Raw genomic sequence first — 18,651 nt, forward strand, 5'->3', positions numbered from 1 at the left:
TGCCCTGCATCCCCGCCATAAACCCGGACGCGGAATGATACCCATCCGTGGGTAGAACCATCTTCATTCTGAACAACCTCGTGAAATATGCACATGCTATCCGCGCATCTTTCCCGTCATTGTTTCAGGGACAAACGGCACCGGACAAAGCTCAGCTTATCCGGCCAACAGTCTCAATTCCTTAAACCACAGCCCTTCCTGCGTTTTTTTTCCGGTACATCCGGCCTGCTTAAGCCCCGCACCGAAGCGGTTTTGCACTCTCCCTGCGCCATCCCTATCCATCAACAATAACAACGTCAACAACAACGTTAATTGAGTTAATACGCTTAGCAGGCGGGGATCATGCCGCCGTCCACCCGCAGTACGGCTCCGGTGATATAGGACGCCTGCCGGCTGGCAAGAAACGCCACCGCCGCGCCATACTCTTCGGGCTCGCCGTAGCGGCCGGCCGGAATCGTCGCGAGGCTATTGGCCTTAACCTGCTCCGTACTGATGTTTTCGCGTCCGGCGCGGGCGGCATCCAACTGACCGACGCGGGCGGTGGCGATACGGCCCGGGACGATGACGTTGGCGGTGATGCCCTCACGCGCCACTTCACCGGCCAGGGTCTTTGACCAGCCGATTAACGCCATCCGCAGGCTGTTGGATATCGCCAGATTGGCGATGGGCGCCACGACGCCCGAGGAGGTGCTGGTCACGATCCGGCCCCATCCGGCCTGGCGCATATCCGGCAGCACTTTATCGGTCAGCTGAATCAGCGACGACACCATGGCGTTAAACTGCTCCCGCCAAATCCGCGGCTCTACGCCGCAGGCTTTGCTGGGGGGCGGCCCGCCGGAATTGTTCACCAGAATGCCGATAAGACCGAAATCCCGGCGGATCTCCGCCAGCACGTCGTCAAAGGCCTCGGGCCGGGCCAGATCCAGGAGATAGGCCCGTGCCCGTCCGCCTGCCTGTTCAATCAGCGCCACGGTCTGTTCCAAGGTTGCCGCCGTACGGCCGGTCACCGCCACGGCAACCCCCTCCGCCGCCAGCGCCTGCGCGATGGCGCGTCCGAGGCCGCCACCGGCGCCGGTCACCAGCGCCACTTTGTCATTTATTGCAAAATTCATATTTTCTCTCTTTCTCCGCAAGCTAGGTATTTTTTTTACTGACTTTATCCGCCACCATGTCGTACGCGGACTGCAGGTGATGACGCATCTTCTCCGCCGCCTGCCGCATGTCGCCGTCGCCAACCGCGTCCATGATGGCCACATGCTCTTCGCACCATTCCCGCACCCGCTGCCGGTTTGTGTAGCTGCCGAACTCCAGCAGCCGACGCAGGCGGTTTTGCTGCTGGATAGCCTGCAATACAAAAAAATTGCCGCTGCACTCCGCCAGCAGCTCATGGAAGCTGGCGTCGGTTTCAAAGATCTGACGGCTCTCCACCTGAGTGATGTCCGGATGGGAAATCAGGAACAGGTGCTGCAAACGCAAACGTTTCAGGGCGCGTTTGTCCGCCTTGAATCCCGGTGTCAGCAAATTGGCGGGTTCGATCATCAGCCGGAAACCGTAGCCGTTGCGTAAGGCCACATCGGTGTTGAGCGTGGGCTGGAAACGCCAGCCGTGGCCCTGGTTGCGTGCGATCAGGCCGTCCTCCGCCAGACGCAGCAAGGCCCGGGACAATACCCCGCGATCGGCGTCGTAGCGTTGGGCGATGTCGGTCTGGGTCAGGGATTCGGGTAAAATGCCGGCGATACGATCTTTTACCAGTTGCTCATAGAGTTCCTGATCGGTGCTGGAAGGCACCTCGATTTTTATCCGTTGCAGTTCGTCATAGGGTTTTAAAAGAAAAAATCCCTGATTGCGACGGGCTTCGAGAATGCCCAGGCTGGTGAGCAAATGCAGGCCGGCGCGCACCGGCGTGCGCGATACGCCGATGGTATCGGCCAATTGCTGTTCCCGTAAATGATGACCTGGCTCGAATCTTGCTTCACATATCAGGTCAAGGATTTGATTCGCCAAACGCCGGCTGGTGGCGGTAGAACGCTGCTCCATGGGAATAAACGCCCTGATTAATGTATTTATTGACCTATAATATACAATATCCACGCCGGCGAACAGACAAGAATTGACGCAACTCATGCTCAACAACGGTGCGGGGACGCACTAAAAAAGGGCATTAAGCTGTCTTCATCATTGTATTAATTGACTCATAAAGAGCAATTTAATCATTCGAAAATCGGAGCCCGTTATGATCAAGAAAGCCCCTTTACGCCGCTATGCACTGACGTCGATGGTTCTCACCTGCCTGAGCGTATCGTTTTTCAGCCGGGCGGCGGAGCCTGAATGGGTGGAAAAAGGCCACATTACCTACGGCACCGCCGCGACCTTTATGCCGTTTGAATTTACCAAAGACAATACCATCACCGGCTTCGATATCGATTTGATCAACGCGCTGGCGAAAAAGCTGGCCTTGACCCCCACGCCGCTCTCCATGGAGTTCAAAGGTTTGATTCCGGCGCTGCAAGGCAAACGTATCGATATTATCAATTCGGCCATGTACATCAACCCCGCCCGTGCAGAACAGGTTGATTTCGTGCCCTATCTGAAAATCGGCGGACGGGTGGTGGTACGTAAAGGCAATCCGGCCAAGATAACCGGGCGCGATCATTCTCTGTGCGGTAAAAACATCGCCGTTACCCTGGGGGGAATCGAAGAGAGCCAGGCACGGGCGGACAATAAAAACTGTCTGGCCGCCGGTCTGAAGGCGGTTAACGTCATGACCTTCCCCGCCGCCACCGATTCCGCCGTGTCCGTGGCCCAGGGCAGAGCCGACGCCGAGTTCGTTTCCACCCCCGGCGCGGTGGCGCTGCTGAGCGAAAAAGGCGATGTGTTCGAGACCACCGGTCCGGAGTTTGAATCCGACACCCATATCGGCTTTGCGGTGCGCAAAGGAGATAGCGCCATGAAACAAACCCTGGAAACCGGCCTTAAGGGCGTGGTGGCGGACGGGACTTATAAGCAATTAATTGATAAATGGAAATTTCCCGCTTCCGTAGCAATCTTTTAAAGACCTGAGGTAAAGCGTCATGAGGAAAAGGTATGTCCATTGATCTTGTCTGGCAATATTTGTGTTCACCGGCATTCTTTCAGGGTGCGCTGATGACCCTGCTGTTGACGCTGTGTTCGCTGTTTTTCGGCGTCGTGATGGGGCTTATTCTGGCGTTGCTGCAAGAGTCGCGCTTTAGGGCCGGCCCGGCGCTGGCCTTTGTTTATCTCTGGCTGTTTCGCGGTACGCCGGTGCTATTCCAGATCATCTTTGTCTACAACGTCCTGCCGACGTTCGGACTGCGTTTTTCCGCCTTTACCTGCGCGGTGCTGGCGCTATCCCTGAATGAAGGCGCTTATATGGCCGAGATCCTGCGCTCCGGCCTGCAGGCGGTGAGAAGCGGCCAGCGCACCGCCGGCATGGCCCTGGGCATGACCAACGGCCAGATCATGCGCAAGGTGGTGCTGCCGCAGGCGGCGCGCATCGTGCTGCCCCCGATGGGCAATCAGATGATCAGCATGTTGAAATCCAGCGCCCTGGTCTCGGTGATTGCGGTACAGGAGCTGCTGCTGGTGGCCAACCAGACCGCCAGTGCCAGCTTTCGCTACTTTGAAGCCCTGTGCGCGGCGGGTATTTATTATTTGGTGCTCACCAGCCTGTTTATGATTTTCCAGTCCTGGGTGGATCGGGCGCTGGACCCGAAAAAACGCCGCAAGCCCGCGGGTTCGCTTACGGATCGGCTGATCCGCGCCGCCCGCCAGCCGGCCCCACGCTAAGGAGCCTTTATGGAACCAATACCTGTAATGCCTTCGGATACCGGCAAACCCATGCTGGAAATTATCGGCATCGATAAATTTTTCGGCCATAACCATATTCTGAAAAATTGCTCAATCAATGTGCACAAGGGGGAAACGGTGGTGCTCATCGGCCCCTCCGGTTCTGGTAAATCCACCCTGCTGCGCTGCGTGAATCTGCTGGAGCCGGTTGATGGCGGCGCCATATTTTTCGGTAATCAGGAAATCACCGCCGCCAATGTGATACCGCACCGGGTCCGGCAGGAAATCGGCATGGTGTTCCAGAACTACGAGCTGTTCTCTCATCTGTCGGCGGCGGAAAACATTATGCTCGCCCCGATGACGGTGCTGGGCATGAGCCGGGCCGATGCCCATGACATCGCGCTGGAACTGCTGGGCAAGGTGCGCATTCCGGATAAAGCCGATGCCTTCCCCGACGAACTGTCCGGCGGACAGCAGCAGCGGGTGGCCATTGCCCGCGCCCTGGCGATGAAACCCAAGCTGATGCTGTATGACGAACCCACCTCGGCGCTGGATCCGGAAATGATCCGCGAAGTGCTGGATGTCATGACGGACCTCAGCGCCGAGGGCATGACCAGCGTAGTGGTCACCCATGAGATGGGATTTGCCAAACGGGCCGCCAACCGCATCGTATTTATGGAAAGCGGGGAAATTATAGAAAACGCCACCGGCCGGGATTTCTTTGGCGGTGATGTCAGCGAGCGTGCCCAGCGCTTTCTCGACCAGATTTTACATTAAGAAGGGTGTCATTTTGGCGAAGACCATGATTTGTGCCGAACCCGATATCGCTCGCATGAAACGGGATCTTGCCGCGCTGGTGGCGGTCAATACCGAAAATCCTCCCGGCCGTGAACGGGAAGCGGCGGAGCTTATCGCCCATTTGCTGGGAGATGCCGGTTTTGATCTGAGCTACAGCGAGTATCAACCCGGCCGCACCAACGTTATCGCGGTGCTCAACAATGGCGAAGGTCCCTGCTTCGCCTTCAACACCCATATCGATGTGGTGCCGGCCGGCGAGGGCTGGGCCACGGATCCCTTTACGCTGACGGAACGGGACGGCCGCCTGTACGGACGCGGCTCCTGCGATGCAAAGGGTCCGCTGGTGGCGATGCTGGAGGCGATGCGCCAGATGGCCGCGCATCGCCACATGTGGTCCGGCACGCTGATGGGGGTTTTTGTGGCTGATGAAGAAGCGGCCAGCGAAGGGGCGAAATTTTATGTCCGCAATCATCCGCCGGCCATCGATTTCGCGGTGATTGGCGAACCCACCTCCAACGCCACCTTCTCGGCTCATAAAGGCAGCCTGCGGCCCTGGGTCCGGGTGGAAGGCGTTACCGCCCATTCCGGCACGCCGGATCTGGGCGAGAATGCGATTTTCCGCGCCGGGCAATTGCTGGGTCTTATCGAAGAGCAGCATCAAACCGAAGTGAAATGCCGCTGCCATCCGCTGGTGGGATCCGCCAGCCTGACGGTAACCCGCATCCAGGGCGGCCACGCCGACAATGTCCTGCCCGGCAGCTGCGATATCCTGCTGGATAGGCGCATGGTGCCCGGCGAGGATGAAGAGGTGGTGAAACAGGAACTGGAACACCTGCTGGCGGTGGCGAGGGAGCGTTTCGGCGTGCGGGCAGGGGTCTTGCGCTACCAGCCCACCACCGGCGGCGCCACTGAAACCGCCGCCGACGAAGCCATTGTCCAGGCCGGCCTCGCGGCCTGTCGCGCCCACGGCCAGCCTGAGCCGGGACCGTTCGGTTTCCAGGGCGGCTGCGATCTGGTGCATTTTCGCAACCTCGGCACCAAGGGCATTGTGATAGGCCCCGGCTCGCTGGCGGTAGCGCATAAACCCGACGAATTCGTGCCGCTGGATGAATTTATCAATGCCAGCCGGATTTATCAACAGGTGGCCTGCGCCATGTTGCCGTCGGAGAACGCCAAGTGAAAGCCACTCTTTATCGTGCCGATTTGCACTATCGGGGGCTACAGCTGCACACCGCCTCGTCCGGCAGCATTCCGGCCCTGGAGGCGCTTTATCTGGTGCTTGATGACGGCCACGGCAGTGGCGTGGGAGAGGTCCGGCTGAATATCGCCTACCTTAATGGTCTGAGCGCCGAACAGGTCATGGCGGACGTGCGTCTGTCCCTGACCAACGAAGACTGGTCGTTGCCCGCCGCCGCGCTGCTGGAACGTTCGGAGGCCATGCTTGCCCCTTACCTGGCGCCGACCCGCATGCTCATCGATCTGGCGCTGCATGATATGGCGGCCACACAGGCCGGCACCAGCGTGGCCGGATTATTGGGGTCGCCGACGGCGTTTCCCGTGGCCTCCTCCACCAACCAAACCCTGTTCTGGAGCCCGCCGGACATTTTTCTGCAGCAGGCCGAGGCCTATGTGGATCGGGGCTTCACGGCGCTTAAAGTGCGCATCGGCATCGGTACGCCGGAGCAGGATATCCAGCGTTTGGCGACGCTGCGTGACCGTTTCGGCGACCGCGTTCATTTGGCGGTGGATGCCAACGGCCAGTGGGCGCCTGAACAGGCCGCTGAACGTCTGCGGGCCTTGGCGCCTTTCGACCTGAGCTATGTGGAGCAGCCCATCGGGCCGCAGTGGCCGGATGAAATCGCCCGGCTGGCGGAGCAGAGTCCCATCCCCTGGATGCTGGATGAAAGCGTCAGCAGCGCGGCTGATGTCGATCGGGTGATTGCCCTTGAAGGCAAGGTCTGGGCGCATCTGAAGCTGGTGAAGCTCGGCGGTATCGCCCCGACGGTGCGGGCCGCACGGCGGCTCAGTGACGCAGGCATCCCCTTTATGATCGGGCAAATGAACGAAGGCGCCGCCGCCACCGCCGCGGCGCTTCAGGTGGCTTATCTCACTCAGCCCCTCTATGCCGAACTGTACGGCGCCGACGGCATTACCGACGATCCTGTCAGCGGCGTGACCTACGGGCAGGGCCGGGTCAGTTGTTCCTCTTCCACCGGTCTGGGTATTCATTTTGATGCGGACCGGGCTGTTTTTATTCAGGAGTTTACTAATGCAAAACGTGGGTAATATTGTCCAGGGCAGCCAATCCGCTTTCGCCCCCGAAGAGTATCGCGGCCGGGTGCAGCAGGCACGCCGGTTGCTGACCGCTGCCGGGCTGGACCTGATGATCATCACCGGACCGGAAAATATTTTTTACCTCACCGGTCAGCAAACGCCGGGGTATTACACCTTCCAGGCCATGGTGCTGCCGGTTGACGGCGATCCAATCTTTGTCATCCGTCAACTGGAATACTTCAATTTTATCTCCAATACCTTTATCAGCGACGCCGCCATTTATCAGGACGGGGATAACCCGGTGAATTTTCTGCTGGAGGTATTGCGCGGCCGGGGATGGCTTAACAGCCGCATCGGCATTGACAAACGGGGCTGGTTCCTGCCCATCAGCGTCTATGAGGCCTTACAGGAGAAACTGGGGGTTATCCATGACGCGGCGGGGATCGTCGAACAGCTGCGGGCGGTGAAATCGCCGGCGGAAATCGAAAAAATGGCGCTGGCCGCGCGTTATGTGGATGCCGGCATGAAAGCGGGCCGCGAGGCCATTGCCGCCGGCGCCACCGAGAATGACCTGGTGGCCGCCATGATGGGACAGGCCATTGCCGCCGGCTCGGAATATGTCGGCATGGAACCGCTGGTCTCCACCGGGCCGCGCAGCGGCGTACCCCACGGTACCTGGCGCCGCCGCCGCATTGTCACCGGAGATGCGGTGTTTCTCGAAATGTCCGCCACGCATGACCGTTACCATGCCGCGCTGATGCGTTCGGCCTGGCTCGGCACGCCTCCCGCCGTCGCACTGGACATGGAGAAGACCTGTCAGGAAGCCTTACAGGCGTCGCTGGACGCCATCCGCCCCGGCGCCACCTGCGAAGCCCCGCATCTCGCCTGCCAGCGGGTGATCGACCGCGCCGGTTATACCGAAAACTTCAAAAAACGTACCGGTTATTCCATCGGTATCGCCTTTGCGCCGGACTGGGGCGAAGGGGCGATCCTGAGCCTTTACACCGGCATTACCACCGAACTGCAGCCGGGCATGACGTTCCATATTCCGCCGGCGCTGCGGGTTTACGGCGAATTCACCGTCGGCGTCAGCGAAACCATCGTGGTCACCGAAACAGGCTACCGGGTACTGGGTTCAACCGAGCGTCCGCTGTATCAGTTAGGGTCTTAACCGCCCGCGGGTAGTTCCCTACCCTATTTTATCAAAGGAAATTGCAATGAAAGATTTGGTCGAAAGCCGCGAACGCCTCAAGGGCATTTTTAATATTACCGTTACGCCCTTCACCGCCGGCGGCGACATTGATTTTGACGGATTAAGCCGCAACGTGGAACGGGTTATCGCCCTGGGGTATGACGGCATTCTTATCGGCGGCACCTATGGGGAATTCCCCACGCTGACGGTAGCCGAACGGGCCGCGATGTTCCGCCGGGTGATGGATGTGGTGGATAACCGGGTACCGGTGATGCTGTGCAGCGCCGGTTCGGATCCGCGGGCGGTAAAAGAGCTGACGGCCCTGGCGGGGGATCTTGGCGGCCTGCCGATGGTGACGCCGCCGTTTGTCTCGGAAGTCACCGACGATCAAATCGTCAGCTTCTTCAAACAGATGGCGCCGTTATCGCGCACCGGCATCCTGGTGTATAACGCGCCGGGCATCGGCATCACCCTGGCGCCGCCCTTGTTGGAACAGCTGGCGGATATCCCTCAGGTCGTCGGGATTAAACAGGGCGACCTGAATCCCACCGTCATTGACCAGTTGGCCAATCGCCTGTCGGGACGCCTGCGGCTGTTTTGCGCATCAGACCTGGCCTTCCTCGGGCCGATGATGTGCGGATTCGACGGCATCAGCAGCACCAACAGCGGCGCGCTGCCCGAGCTGATTTTGGCGGCCTACCGGGCGCTGGAACGGGGGGATGCCCACACCGCCCGGGATTTGCACCGTCTGTGGTACGGCTACCGGGGTCTGGCGCGCCGTTTCGGCCAGCCGCAGCTGGTCAAGGCCGCCATGAACCTGCGCGGTTTCGACGGCGGCCACGTTCGCTCGCCGCTGATTGGCGTGGCGGAACCGGTGATAACGCAGCTTAAGGAAGAGCTCACCCGATTGGCGGAAGACAGCCGCAGCGGCGTGGTATTGAAACCTTGAAATCGCGGGCGGGCATGGCATAGGCCCGCCCGCGCACCATGACACCTGGAGTATGTGAGTCTGGTGCGGGCCGGAGATGGCGCCGGCGGAAACCGGCGGATATCTTAATGCCCCGACCGGGCGGTCTGTTTAAGCCAGGCAACCATCAGCGGGTGTGCCGCACCCGGTGCGGAGGTGAGTTCGGGATGTCCCTGCACGCCGAGATAAAACGGATGACCCGCCAATTCAATACCGTCGGCGATGGCGCCGGCCATGTCGGTGGCGCTCACCATCAGACCGCACCAGGGGAGGTATTCCAGCAAATCGGGATTGAGCTGATAGCGGTGGTTATAGCGCAGCCGGTTGCCGGCGCCCAGGATGGATGCCAGCCGGCTGCCCGCACGAAGCCGCATCTCATGCTCCCCGGAGCGATGTACGCCGTAGCGGTTCGGATCCCGCAGCGGCACGAAGGTTTTCACCGGGGCGTCGGGGTCGGCCTCCTGTAGATTGGCCCGGCTGAGTGCCGGCAGCTGTTGCAAGGCGGCGGTGGCCATGGTCTGCATGCCCAGGCATAACCCGAGGGTCGGTATGCCGTGTTTCAGGGTATAGCGCGCCACCCCGAGCTGGCCGGACACATTGCCCATATCCGCCCCGCCGGGCAGCAATACTCCCCCCACCGTCGCCGGTAGGGGGTCGGCATCCGGCGACAGCGTTTTGGGAGGGACGAACAGCACGTCAAGGGCCAGCCCCAGCGCGTCGGCGGCGTCGCCCAAAGCCGCCAGGGTGGCGGGATAAGCGGCGGCCTGGTCATCCCTTGAGCCGATAAGAGCGATACAGATTTTATCCGTGCCGCCGGAGGAATAGAGAGGCGATGAATGTGGCGGGGAGTCGTGCCAGCGGCCGAAGGCATCGGGTTGCCATTCGCCGCCGAGCGCTGCGCCCCCTGAGCGGTCCTCCAGAATAAGGCGGCCCTGGCGGCTGAGGGTATGCCAAAGGCGGTACGGTACGCCCCCCTGCTCCAGCAGCGGGATCAGGACGGATAAGGCGTCCCGTTGCGACGGGCCGATGGGCACCACGCAATCCTCCTGTGCCGCCCGTTGCGCGCAGGCGGCGGGGGTCAACGCGGCGCCGGGCGAGCGGCCGGTCATCCGCTCCAGCCATAGCAGCCCGCTGGTGACCAGCCCGCCGTGGCGTAGCGCATGCTGGCAGGCATCGGGAAACAGGCCGGTGTCGTAGTCCGCCGTCAGATGCAGCAGGGGAAGTTGCCGCCGCGCCGACACGATGGCGGCCATCAGACCATACAGCGCGGGTTCCGGCGTGTCGTGCACCACCAGGAGGATCGTCATGGATAGGTTCCTTTTGGAAAATCAATATAGGACAGGCGGCGCGGATGAGCCGCACCCGGTCAGGATGGACAAGACCGACCGGAACAGAAAGTATGCACAAAACCGACTCGATCATGCTACTTTAAATTGAATAAATTGAGTCAAATAATACAATTTTATTATCCCACTTTGAAGAGGCATCCATGTCTGCAGAATTTATCGCCCGGCGTATGAAACGCGTACGACCTTCTCCCACCGCCGTTATTTCCGATACCGTGCGGACCATGCAGCAAAGCGGCATCGACGTTATCAACCTGGGTGAAGGGGAACTGGACTTTGATACTCCCCGGCCCATCAAGCAGGCGGGGATCGATGCCATCGAGCGCGGCGACACCAAGTACACCGCCGTGTCCGGTACCGAGGCGCTGAAACGGGCCATCATCGGCAAATTCCAGCGTGAAAACGGGCTGGTTTACCAACCGGAGGAAATCATCGCCGGGTGCGGGGCCAAGCAGCTGATTTTTAACGCTTTCCTGGCAACGCTGTCCGCCGGTGACGAAGTCATCGTACCGGCGCCTTACTGGGTTTCCTATCCGGACATGGTGGCCCTGGCGGAAGGAGAGGCGTGTATCGTTCCTTGCAGCGAACAGTCGGGCTGGAAATTACAGGCCGCCGGACTGGCCGCCGCCATCACCCCCCGCACCCGCTGGCTGATACTGAATTCGCCCAACAATCCCACCGGCGCGGTCTATTCCCGCGGTGAGCTACAGGCCCTGGCCGCGGTGCTGGTGGACGCTCCCCAGGTGATGATCTTGTCCGACGATATTTACGAGCATATGCGCCACGGTGCCGAACCCTTTGTCACCCTGGCGCAAATAGAACCCCGTCTGCGGGGCAGAACGCTGACGGTAAACGGCCTGTCGAAAGGCTACTCCATGACCGGTTGGCGCATCGGTTATGCCGGCGGTCCAGACTGGCTTATCTCGGCCATGCAAATATTGCAATCCCAAAGCACCTCCAATCCCAGCTCCATCTCACAGGCGGCGGCGGTTGAGGCGCTGACCACACCGGCCGTATTCCACGCCGATTGGTTACAGCGGCTGGCGGCCCGGCGTGCCGTCGTCATGTCAATGGTTGCTTCGGTGCCGGGGCTCAGTGCAGATCTGCCGCCGGGGGCGTTTTATGTGTTTGCCAACTGCCAGGGTATGCTGGGCAAACGTACGCCGCAGGGAAAGGTGTTAAACAGCGACAGCGATTTCGCCGCCTATTTGGTGGAAAACGCCCATGTGGCCACGCTGCAGGGCTCGGCATTCGGCGCATCGCCCTATATCCGCATTGCCTATGCCATTGACGACAGACGGCTGCAAGAAGCCTGTGAACGCATCAAAACCGCCTGCCTGGCATTACGGTAATAAAGCCCAGGCTGCTCGGTAATCACGTACGGATGGCTTTGCCATTCGCGAGCTTGTTGACAACGTGCCCGGTCGGCAAGGCACCTAATAAGATCGGCGGATCTCCCGCCGGCTTATTTTACGGTAATCGATAATAATATGATCCAAATTAATAATCATTGAATAAGTAACTATACGAAACTAATGATTAGCATTGCTAATTAATTAGCGTTAAATTTTCTTTTGCTTCGCTAAACGTATTATTTTTTTTGATCCTTATTAATCATAGTGCTAATAGGTTTCTTGCCCAATCTATCCAAACGGCATCTTTTCAAACAAAACAATTTATTTATACTGGAAACATAAACAGTATAAATGAGTTCAAAGAATGAAGATTATCGCAGACTTTTCCGGCGCCCATGCAATGCTGCCGGTGCTATCGCTTCCCTTGTTCGCCGACCAATGCCGCGCGGGCTTTCCTTCGCCAGCGCAGGACTATGTGGAAAAAACCCTCGACCTGAACGAGTATTGCATTCGTCACCCCAGCGCCACCTATTTTGTTCGCGCCAGCGGTGAATCGATGATTGAAGCCGGTATCGGCGACGGTGATTTGTTGGTGGTGGATCGCGGCGAAACCGCCGGTCACGGCGATATCGTCATTGCCGCCGTCGACGGTGAATTCACCGTCAAACGGCTGTGCCTTAAGCCGCGCCTGGCGCTGCAACCGATGAACCCGGCCTTTCCGACACTCTATCCCCACCCGGATGCATTGGAAATCTTCGGCGTGGTGCTGTATGCCATCCACAACACCCGGAACTAGTCATGTTTGCCCTGGCGGACGTGAACAGCTTCTATGCCTCCTGCGAGACGGTGTTCCGTCCTGATTTGCAGGGATTGCCGGTGGTGGTGCTGAGCAACAATGATGGCTGTGTTATTGCCCGCTCCCGGGAAGCCAAACATCTTGGGATAAAAATGGGCCTGCCCTATTTCCAACTGGGAGAATTGATCCGTAAGCACCGCATCGCGATTTTCTCGTCGAATTATGCGCTGTACGCCGATATGTCGGCCCGAGTCATGTCTATCCTTGACGCCATGGCGCCGCGCACTGAAATCTATTCCATTGATGAAGCCTGGATGGACGTGAGCGGTATCGAAGCCAGCATGGCCTATGCGGACTTCGGCCATCGGGTACGGGACAGGGTCAGGCAAGAGACCGGACTGACCGTGGGGGTCGGTATCGCCCGCACAAAAACCCTGGCTAAACTGTGCAATCACGCGGCCAAACAGTGGCCGGGCACCGGCGGCGTGGTGGCCCTCAGCGAACCGGCACGCCTGCGCAAGCTGATGTCGCTGATACCGGTGGAGGAGGTCTGGGGCGTGGGCCGTCGCATCGGACGTAAACTTAATGCCATGGGGATTCATACTACCCTGCAGTTGGCGGAGTCGAATACTCAATTTATTCGCAAGACCTTCAGCGTAGTATTGGAACGCACCGTACGGGAACTGCAGGGAGAATCCTGTATTGCCCTGGAGGAGCAAACGCCGGTGAAGCAGCAAATTGTCTGCAGCCGCTCGTTCGGCGGCCGCGTCACGGCTTTGGCCGATATGCGGCAGGCGGTGTGCCGCTATGCGGAACGGGCGGCGGAGAAATTACGCCAGGAAAAACAATATTGCCGGCAAATAGCCGTGTTTATCCGTTCTTCGCCCTATGCCGTCAATGAACCCTATTATGCCAACGGCACCAGTGAAAATCTGCTTACCGCCACCCAGGACACTCGGGATATCGTTGCCGCCGCCATGCGCGGCCTGGACCGGATTTGGAAAGAGGGACCGCGTTATGCCAAGGCCGGGATAATGTTGAATGATTTTTCCCCCACCCGCCAGGCGCAGCTGCATTTATTCGACGTCTGCCCTCCCCGGCGCGCCAGTACGGAGCTGATGGCGGTACTGGATAAAATCAACCACACCGGTGTCGGCCGGATCTGGTTCGCCGGGCAAGGCATCGCCCCGTCCTGGGCGATGCGCCGGGAAATGTTATCCCCGGCCTATACCACCCGCTGGGGGGAACTGCCCAAAGCCAGATTATGCTAACCAGCCAGCAGCGAGCCAGCGTTGACTTACAGAATAATATTGTCGCTACCTGACTCCATCTATGATAAATAATCCCCTTGGTAATAATAAAAAATTGATCTCGTCAATCTGGCATTCCTTATCTGCCAGCTCGCTATCTGGTAATATTCCCCGGCGACATGTTAATAACACTTTTACTTAAAAGATGAGGAGTCTCCATGCCGATAAGCGCAGCAGGACACAGAAAGAATATAGGCGTATTTGAAAATAAATATAAAAAATATACATCTGATATTATTATCCAGAAAACACTTATTGGCATTGCCAATTCACAACAGGAGAAAGTGCCGCTCAAGCCAAACGGAATGACTGTTCTTTACGTCATTTCGGCGGTTTTACCGCATCTGAAAATGATAGCGAATACGCCGCCGGAGGCACGCGGCGGTCTTGTCCTATATAATGGAGTATCGCAGAATGCAGCCGACCACAAAGGCGCGTCAGAGGAAATGGCGGCAAGGTGCAATATCCGCCAGGGTAGCGTTCATCCTCCGGCGGATTGCAGAGTGACCCCGGCGTTAAATAATGAAATTTCAAATAGCATTTACAAAGAAATAACTATTACAAATAATATATTTTTTCACTTAGGGCAAAGCACAAGTGAATTCCTTATTCATCCCGTGCGAAAGCTCGGCGAACTGGTGGCGAAATATGACCCGCTGAGATTCCCCTCCGCCGGCGCCACGCCTGCCAGTTCTGTTGCTTTATCACGGAATCCAGTTTATTGGGATAAGAATAGTTATGCATTTATCGTCGAAGATGAATTTAAGAAGAAAGAAATCATTGAGTCATTGGCAAATTTTCTTATCGCCACGAGGCAATTAACGGAACCTCAGATTGAACAATTCGAAACCTTAATGAAAGAAAGCACCTCTGGCTTTCCAATTACAATAACGCCTGTAATGAGATTCGAAGGCGACTTATCAAGAACGAAAAGGATATCTGAGGCGGATAGAAATCGGTATATCGACGAACATATTAAAGAACATTGTGCTTTTGAAACGGAGGTTCTCAATACCAAAGGCGAGAATGAGGGTAAAGTGCTTATTTTCCAGGCACAGCGGGCTGAAAATCCGTTCCGGATGATGTATGACAATACTGATGAACCGCCTTCCCCGTTAATACGTGGAGTGTCCACTGGACTGAATTTCTTTGCCGACATTATGACGCTGGGCTTAAAACCGCTTATTGGAAATATCGTCGCCAATTCTTTGAGAAAAAAATACTACCTATCAAAAGGGGATGACATATGCGCAACAAGACAGGACCATCTGAGCATAGCTGAACTCGCCACTGCTATTAACGTTGAAGGATTGTCATTCGCCCGCCGGGGAAATGCGCCAGTGGCAAAACCCCGTGAGTTGATGCACTCGATCCCCATCCCCGACAGGGCCGCCTATTCTCTGCGCAACCCGGCAACCGGGATTCAGCAGGAATTGCTGATTAATGTAGTTGATAAGAGAAAAACGGCGGGTGCAATCCGAGATGGGGAGAATATCACTTATCTGAAACCCACGGGCCAGGGAGAATTTGTGACCTACCACCCCCGCCCCGCCAAGCCGGAATTAGCGGAAAGGAAAGTCATTGTAAATGAAGAAACGTTAACCTGGCGATATGCCGATGACGTTGGCGCCGCCGATCTCAATGTTCATTTCAGTGAAGGCAAGGCGTTTGTTCATCTTCAGGGAGAGAAATATGAATTACGGATGAATCGTCACCGGCAATATGAAATCGTGGTTCATAAATCATCAGGCGCCACGGAACACCTTCCGGTCTATCGGGAGCCGTTATCACGGAAATGGCACTTAGTTAATTATAACGCTCATCCTGCATTCAATACCCGGCAGCAAAATATCATCAACGAATACCACACGCCTATCGACGAACAATTTAAATATGTAGCGGGACAAAACGAAAATGAAAAAAGGTATGGCGCCGGCATAATATACCGTGTTGAAAAGATTGATGATCCATCAAATGAAATATTGCATACGTCCATTGAAATGAACGGTATGCTGGTGCCGGTACGTGAGCGAATCACAGCGAAAAAACCTCTACACTATGAAATATATCATATTGATAATGTTAACAAAGAAACTTATCCGGTTGAGTTTGACGGTGCTCGCTGGCTTTTTGAACGCCCCACCTCGGTTCATGCATCCAATACGCTGAAAAATGCCGTCACGCGCGATATGCTCACCGACGTGGATGCCAGCCAACTTTCAGCGCCGGGATATAAGGGATTGCGATGGGATGCCCAGGATAAATCCTATTTAAAAGTCGAAAATAAATACCTGGAGATAAAGAAATTAAATGGCAACAGGTACTGTATCAAAGCGCCTTTTAAGGGTAAGCGAACCTATCTCAGATATAATAATGAAAGATTCTCAATAGAAACGACTCGCGAGAGATTGAATAACATTATAACAGAAGGCCTGAGCGGAAGAAAAAGAACGCATGCTTTGGATATTTTGAAAGAGCAGGATGGATTTACTGAAGACAGCGCCAGGAGACTGCTTCAGGGATATCAGTTTCCTAAAAATGGTTTTTATGATGATTATAATTTTGCTCTTGAAATCGAGCAAACAGGTCAAGTGCCTCAGTGGGCTAACAAATTCAAAAAATCCAGAATATCCGACCATGTGGAATCGGCGGCGCAAAAAACAGTTTCGGTGTTTGTCGCCGATCAACCAGAACACCTTATTGAACTGAAGATGGGTGAGAAGATAGGAGAAGGCAGCTATGGTAAAGTTTTCATCGATGCCGGTGATAATAACTATGTGATAAAAAAATACGTTCTTGATGATGATTCTCCTTACATTAATATAGAAAACTTGGCCACCAACGAATCCGACTCATTCCGCCGTTATTATGGAGAGGGCTCAGCAAAAATATATCACGATGGGAATGAGGACTATTATATGCGAATGTACCGGGTTCCGGGTAAGACACTCCAGGAGCTCCCCGCGAACGTATTACCGCCGGATGCCGTAGAACGGTATGTGGATATGCTGGAGAAACTCAACCATGTCGGCATATTACACAGCGATCTGCACGAGGGTAACATCATGTGGGATGAAGAAGCAGAAATTTTCAATCCCATCGATATTTACAATATCAAAGACCAATACTTTAGTAGAGGCGCCGGTGACAGCTTTCAAGACGAGATAGATGAAGAGGAGTGGGGCTATCTGATTGAAGACATTATCCGCAAGATGAAAAGCGACGACCAGGTTTAATCAATCGGTAATCGATATTCGATGATTATCGTTATTCAGGGTGACCGATTTTGGGTCACTTTTTTTGCTGATGATGCGGAAAAACCGGCTGTTGCGTATCCTGGCCAGGGGTTTGAGACTATGTTCAAAAGCGATTTATTCGTTCGATATCTGGCCGCGGGGTGATATTAGCTTTTTTTTTGCCGGAGATTGATTGCTACCGGCGGCGATTGACGGTAAAAATACATCCGCTATGGTAAGAGCCGGAAACACAAAGGTACGGCTGTTAAACTCTATCCATTATTAAAAAGACGACAAGGACCCCCTATGTTAGCCAAGATTACCCGCCTGTTCCCGCTGTGGGCCGTTTTGCTGTCGGTTATCGCCTATTACTCTCCGGGTACCTTCACTCCCATGGGTCCCTATGTCAGTTATTTGCTGATGCTGATTATGTTCGCCATGGGCGTGACGCTGAGGATCAGTGATTTCAAGCGGGTACTTACGCGCCCGGCGCCGGTGGTGGCCGCAACCTTCCTGCATTATCTGGTGATGCCGCTGGCCGCCTGGATATTGGCCAAACTGTTTCATATGCCGGCGGATCTATCAGCCGGCATGATCCTGGTGGGCAGCGTGGCAAGCGGAACGGCGTCCAATGTGATGATTTACCTGGCCAAAGGCGATGTGGCGCTATCCGTCACCATTTCGGCGGTATCCACCCTGGTGGGGGTCTTCGCCACGCCGTTGCTGACCCGACTCTATGTCGATACCCATATTAAAGTGGATGTGGCGGGCATGCTGCTGAGCATCCTGCAAATCGTGGTCATTCCCATTTTTGCCGGCCTGGTTATTCACCATTTATTCACCCGGACCGTCAAGCGCGTTCAACCCGTGTTGCCGGCCCTTTCCATGGTGTGCATCCTCGCCATCATCAGCGCGGTGGTTGCCGGCAGCCAGGGGTTTATCGCCTCGGTGGGCCTGGTGGTGATTGCGGCGGTGATTTTGCACAACGGTATTGGCCTGCTCAGCGGTTACTGGGGCGGCAAGCTGTTCGGCTTCGACGAAACCACCTGCCGCACGCTGGCAATGGAAGTGGGCATGCAGAACTCAGGTCTGGCGGCAACCTTGGGCAAGATATATTTCACGCCGCTGGCCGCTTTGCCCGGCGCGCTGTTCTCGGTTTGGCATAATTTGTCCGGCTCCGTGCTGGCCGGTTACTGGTCCGGTCGTCCGGTGGATAAAGATGAAAAGCGATAAGCTCAACCAAAGCCGATATTCCTGAACCCGTTTCAAAAAACCATTATTTAGCCGCATTAATCTGACAACGAGTGACTTTATGCGGAAATACTGTAGAAACGGCGCACTATCCAGAAATACCACCGGTCGCCGCCGCGGGCCTTATTTCGCCTTCGGCCTGGATCATATCCGCTTACAATCCATTTTCCCATCGGGGCTTTTCGCCCCGTGACATGAAGATTGTTCATAATCCGCGTTTTTTTCCAGGTTTTTATCACTTTTTGCCGTAATATCTATGGATTGGCCAAAAACGCGGGCCGGTCCGACACCATGAAACAGGCGCAATAAAGACACTTTA

15 protein-coding genes are annotated in these 18,651 nt (G+C 56.2%); 12 read left to right on the forward strand and 3 right to left on the reverse strand.

Features of this window, described 5'->3' with window-relative positions; all coding sequences use genetic code 11:
• Positions 1–326 precede the first annotated feature (326 nt).
• Both HB631_RS07640 and HB631_RS07645 read right to left on the reverse strand, forming a co-directional pair.
• The gene (locus HB631_RS07640) at positions 327–1,112 is read right to left on the reverse strand and encodes an SDR family oxidoreductase (protein ID WP_213990565.1); all 786 of its coding nucleotides are present in this window, start codon (positions 1,110–1,112) and stop codon (positions 327–329) included.
• 22 nt (positions 1,113–1,134) lie between these two features.
• Positions 1,135–2,037 (reverse strand): GntR family transcriptional regulator, encoded by a 903-nt coding sequence (locus HB631_RS07645; protein WP_213990566.1) that lies wholly within the window; start codon positions 2,035–2,037, stop codon positions 1,135–1,137.
• Between the two features lie 196 nt (positions 2,038–2,233).
• Here HB631_RS07645 and HB631_RS07650 point away from each other — a divergent pair, with 196 nt between their 5' ends.
• Genes HB631_RS07650 through HB631_RS07680 form a run of 7 tightly spaced genes read left to right on the forward strand, consistent with a single transcriptional unit; the run spans position 2,234 to position 9,020 of the window.
• A complete protein-coding gene (locus HB631_RS07650) occupies positions 2,234–3,052 on the forward strand; it encodes an ABC transporter substrate-binding protein (RefSeq protein WP_213990567.1) in 819 nt (272 codons plus the stop codon).
• A 32-nt stretch (positions 3,053–3,084) separates the two neighbouring features.
• Positions 3,085–3,807: an amino acid ABC transporter permease gene (locus HB631_RS07655; protein WP_213990568.1), complete on the forward strand. Its 723-nt coding sequence runs from the start codon at positions 3,085–3,087 to the stop codon at positions 3,805–3,807.
• 9 nt (positions 3,808–3,816) lie between these two features.
• Complete coding sequence (locus HB631_RS07660) at positions 3,817–4,584, forward strand: amino acid ABC transporter ATP-binding protein (RefSeq protein ID WP_345945696.1); 768 nt, start codon at positions 3,817–3,819, stop codon at positions 4,582–4,584.
• Between the two features lie 25 nt (positions 4,585–4,609).
• Entirely contained in the window at positions 4,610–5,785 is a 1,176-nt protein-coding gene (locus HB631_RS07665) for a M20 family metallopeptidase (RefSeq protein WP_213990935.1), read from the forward strand.
• Positions 5,782–6,891, forward strand: coding sequence for a mandelate racemase/muconate lactonizing enzyme family protein (locus HB631_RS07670; RefSeq protein ID WP_213990569.1), 1,110 nt, complete (start codon positions 5,782–5,784; stop codon positions 6,889–6,891). The genes HB631_RS07665 and HB631_RS07670 overlap by 4 nt, the downstream gene beginning before the upstream one ends.
• Positions 6,875–8,050 carry a Xaa-Pro peptidase family protein gene (locus HB631_RS07675; RefSeq protein ID WP_213990570.1) on the forward strand — a complete coding sequence of 392 codons (1,176 nt, stop codon included), beginning with the start codon at positions 6,875–6,877 and terminating at the stop codon, positions 8,048–8,050. The genes HB631_RS07670 and HB631_RS07675 overlap by 17 nt, the downstream gene beginning before the upstream one ends.
• 46 nt (positions 8,051–8,096) lie before the next feature.
• Positions 8,097–9,020: a dihydrodipicolinate synthase family protein gene (locus HB631_RS07680; RefSeq protein ID WP_213990571.1), complete on the forward strand. Its 924-nt coding sequence runs from the start codon at positions 8,097–8,099 to the stop codon at positions 9,018–9,020.
• A 104-nt stretch (positions 9,021–9,124) separates the two neighbouring features.
• Here the strand turns inward: HB631_RS07680 and HB631_RS07685 are convergent, their stop codons facing one another.
• Positions 9,125–10,345 carry a gamma-glutamyl-gamma-aminobutyrate hydrolase family protein gene (locus tag HB631_RS07685; protein WP_213990572.1) on the reverse strand — a complete coding sequence of 407 codons (1,221 nt, stop codon included), beginning with the start codon at positions 10,343–10,345 and terminating at the stop codon, positions 9,125–9,127.
• A gap of 182 nt (positions 10,346–10,527) precedes the next feature.
• On the opposite strand from HB631_RS07685, the gene HB631_RS07690 reads away from it, so the two are divergent.
• The 5 genes from HB631_RS07690 to panS all read left to right on the forward strand — a co-directional run bounded on the left by HB631_RS07690 (position 10,528) and on the right by panS (position 18,314).
• The gene (locus HB631_RS07690; RefSeq protein WP_213990573.1) at positions 10,528–11,736 is read left to right on the forward strand and encodes a pyridoxal phosphate-dependent aminotransferase; all 1,209 of its coding nucleotides are present in this window, start codon (positions 10,528–10,530) and stop codon (positions 11,734–11,736) included.
• 367 nt (positions 11,737–12,103) lie between these two features.
• Positions 12,104–12,535: a translesion error-prone DNA polymerase V autoproteolytic subunit gene (gene umuD, locus HB631_RS07695; RefSeq protein WP_213990574.1), complete on the forward strand. Its 432-nt coding sequence runs from the start codon at positions 12,104–12,106 to the stop codon at positions 12,533–12,535.
• A gap of 2 nt (positions 12,536–12,537) precedes the next feature.
• The gene (gene umuC, locus HB631_RS07700) at positions 12,538–13,806 is read left to right on the forward strand and encodes a translesion error-prone DNA polymerase V subunit UmuC (protein ID WP_213990575.1); all 1,269 of its coding nucleotides are present in this window, start codon (positions 12,538–12,540) and stop codon (positions 13,804–13,806) included.
• A 197-nt stretch (positions 13,807–14,003) separates the two neighbouring features.
• Positions 14,004–17,081 carry a hypothetical protein gene (locus tag HB631_RS07705; protein ID WP_213990576.1) on the forward strand — a complete coding sequence of 1,026 codons (3,078 nt, stop codon included), beginning with the start codon at positions 14,004–14,006 and terminating at the stop codon, positions 17,079–17,081.
• 306 nt (positions 17,082–17,387) lie between these two features.
• Positions 17,388–18,314: a bile acid:sodium symporter family protein gene (panS, locus tag HB631_RS07710; protein WP_213990577.1), complete on the forward strand. Its 927-nt coding sequence runs from the start codon at positions 17,388–17,390 to the stop codon at positions 18,312–18,314.
• Positions 18,315–18,651: the final 337 nt, after the last annotated feature.

This window comes from Sodalis sp. dw_96 (genome assembly GCF_018449575.1).
GTDB lineage: Bacteria > Pseudomonadota > Gammaproteobacteria > Enterobacterales > Enterobacteriaceae > Acerihabitans.

Coding starts and splice junctions, on each gene's coding strand:
- HB631_RS07640 (WP_213990565.1), bottom strand. CDS start 1,112: ATGAATTTTGCAATAAATGACAAAGTGGCGCTGGTGACCGGCGCCGGT.
- HB631_RS07645 (WP_213990566.1), bottom strand. CDS start 2,037: ATGGAGCAGCGTTCTACCGCCACCAGCCGGCGTTTGGCGAATCAAATC.
- HB631_RS07650 (WP_213990567.1), top strand. CDS start 2,234: ATGATCAAGAAAGCCCCTTTACGCCGCTATGCACTGACGTCGATGGTT.
- HB631_RS07655 (WP_213990568.1), top strand. CDS start 3,085: ATGTCCATTGATCTTGTCTGGCAATATTTGTGTTCACCGGCATTCTTT.
- HB631_RS07660 (WP_345945696.1), top strand. CDS start 3,817: ATGGAACCAATACCTGTAATGCCTTCGGATACCGGCAAACCCATGCTG.
- HB631_RS07665 (WP_213990935.1), top strand. CDS start 4,610: ATGATTTGTGCCGAACCCGATATCGCTCGCATGAAACGGGATCTTGCC.
- HB631_RS07675 (WP_213990570.1), top strand. CDS start 6,875: ATGCAAAACGTGGGTAATATTGTCCAGGGCAGCCAATCCGCTTTCGCC.
- HB631_RS07680 (WP_213990571.1), top strand. CDS start 8,097: ATGAAAGATTTGGTCGAAAGCCGCGAACGCCTCAAGGGCATTTTTAAT.
- HB631_RS07685 (WP_213990572.1), bottom strand. CDS start 10,345: ATGACGATCCTCCTGGTGGTGCACGACACGCCGGAACCCGCGCTGTAT.
- HB631_RS07690 (WP_213990573.1), top strand. CDS start 10,528: ATGTCTGCAGAATTTATCGCCCGGCGTATGAAACGCGTACGACCTTCT.
- umuD (WP_213990574.1), top strand. CDS start 12,104: ATGAAGATTATCGCAGACTTTTCCGGCGCCCATGCAATGCTGCCGGTG.
- umuC (WP_213990575.1), top strand. CDS start 12,538: ATGTTTGCCCTGGCGGACGTGAACAGCTTCTATGCCTCCTGCGAGACG.
- HB631_RS07705 (WP_213990576.1), top strand. CDS start 14,004: ATGCCGATAAGCGCAGCAGGACACAGAAAGAATATAGGCGTATTTGAA.
- panS (WP_213990577.1), top strand. CDS start 17,388: ATGTTAGCCAAGATTACCCGCCTGTTCCCGCTGTGGGCCGTTTTGCTG.